Origin of the sequence: Limosilactobacillus pontis DSM 8475 (genome assembly GCF_001435345.1) — a bacterium.
In the GTDB taxonomy this organism is placed as follows: Bacteria; Bacillota; Bacilli; order Lactobacillales; family Lactobacillaceae; genus Limosilactobacillus; species Limosilactobacillus pontis.
Map to the genome: position 1 here is coordinate 1 of NZ_AZGO01000006.1, position 1,532 is coordinate 1,532.

Annotated in this window: 2 rRNA genes; both read left to right on the top strand. The window is 52.8% G+C overall.

Annotation, left to right across the window (positions count from 1 at the left end):
* A 23S ribosomal RNA gene (locus FD34_RS00465) occupies positions 1-1,340 on the top strand; the annotation flags it as partial.
* A gap of 77 nt (positions 1,341-1,417) precedes the next feature.
* Positions 1,418-1,532 (top strand): 5S ribosomal RNA (rrf, locus tag FD34_RS00470); the annotation flags it as partial.

The following is a 1,532-nucleotide window of genomic DNA, read 5'->3' on the forward strand; positions in this document are numbered from 1 at the left end:
ACTTTTAGTAACGAAGTCGCTGACGTCACACTGCCGAGAAAAGCTTCTAGTGAGTAGTTAACTGCCCGTACCGCAAACCGACACAGGTAGTCGAGGAGAGAATCCTAAGGTGAGCGAGAGAACTCTCGTTAAGGAACTCGGCAAAATGACCCCGTAACTTCGGAAGAAGGGGTGCTGGCCGCAAGGCCAGCCGCAGTGAAAAGGCCCAGGCGACTGTTTATCAAAAACACAGGTTTCTGCAAAATCGTAAGATGAAGTATAGGGGCTGACGCCTGCCCGGTGCTGGAAGGTTAAAAGGATGGGTTAGCTTCGGCGAAGCTCAGAATTGAAGCCCCAGTAAACGGCGGCCGTAACTATAACGGTCCTAAGGTAGCGAAATTCCTTGTCGGGTAAGTTCCGACCCGCACGAAAGGCGTAACGATCTGGGCACTGTCTCAACGAGAGACTCGGTGAAATTGAAATCCCTGTGAAGATGCAGGGTACCCGCGACAGGACGGAAAGACCCCATGGAGCTTTACTGTAGCTTGATATTGAGTGTTTGTACTGCTTGTACAGGATAGGTAGGAGCCGTAGAAAGCGGAACGCTAGTTTCGCTGGAGGCGCTGGTGGGATACTACCCTTGCATTATGACCACTCTAACCCGCAGCACTAAGCGTGCTGGGAGACAGTGTCAGGTGGGCAGTTTGACTGGGGCGGTCGCCTCCCAAAAGGTAACGGAGGCGCCCAAAGGTTCGCTCAGAATGGTTGGAAATCATTCGCAGAGTGTAAAGGCACAAGCGAGCTTGACTGCGAGACAGACAGGTCGAGCAGGGACGAAAGTCGGGCTTAGTGATCCGGTGGTTCCGCATGGAAGGGCCATCGCTCAACGGATAAAAGCTACCCTGGGGATAACAGGCTTATCTCCCCCAAGAGTCCACATCGACGGGGAGGTTTGGCACCTCGATGTCGGCTCATCGCATCCTGGGGCTGTAGTCGGTCCCAAGGGTTGGGCTGTTCGCCCATTAAAGCGGTACGCGAGCTGGGTTCAGAACGTCGTGAGACAGTTCGGTCCCTATCCGTCGCGGGCGTAGGAAATTTGAGAGGACCTGTCCTTAGTACGAGAGGACCGGGATGGACATACCGCTGGTGTACCAGTTGTTCCGCCAGGAGCATCGCTGGGTAGCTATGTATGGACGAGATAAACGCTGAAAGCATCTAAGTGTGAAACTCGCCTCAAGATGAGATTTCCCATTCCTTTATGGAAGTAAGACTCCACAGAGATGATGTGGTAGATAGGATGGAAGTGGAAGTGCAGCGATGCATGGAGCGGACCATTACTAATCGGTCGAGGACTTAACCAAGCAGAAGCGGTTAGGTTTGTTGGTGGGATTAGATATTGTTTAGTTTTGAGAGCACAAGCTCTCACCCGTGAGGGTAGTGTGGTGATGATGGCTTGAAGGATACACCTGTTCTCATGCCGAACACAGCAGTTAAGCTTCAACACGCCGAAAGTAGTTGGGGGATCGCTCCCTGCGAGGATAGGACGTTGCCAC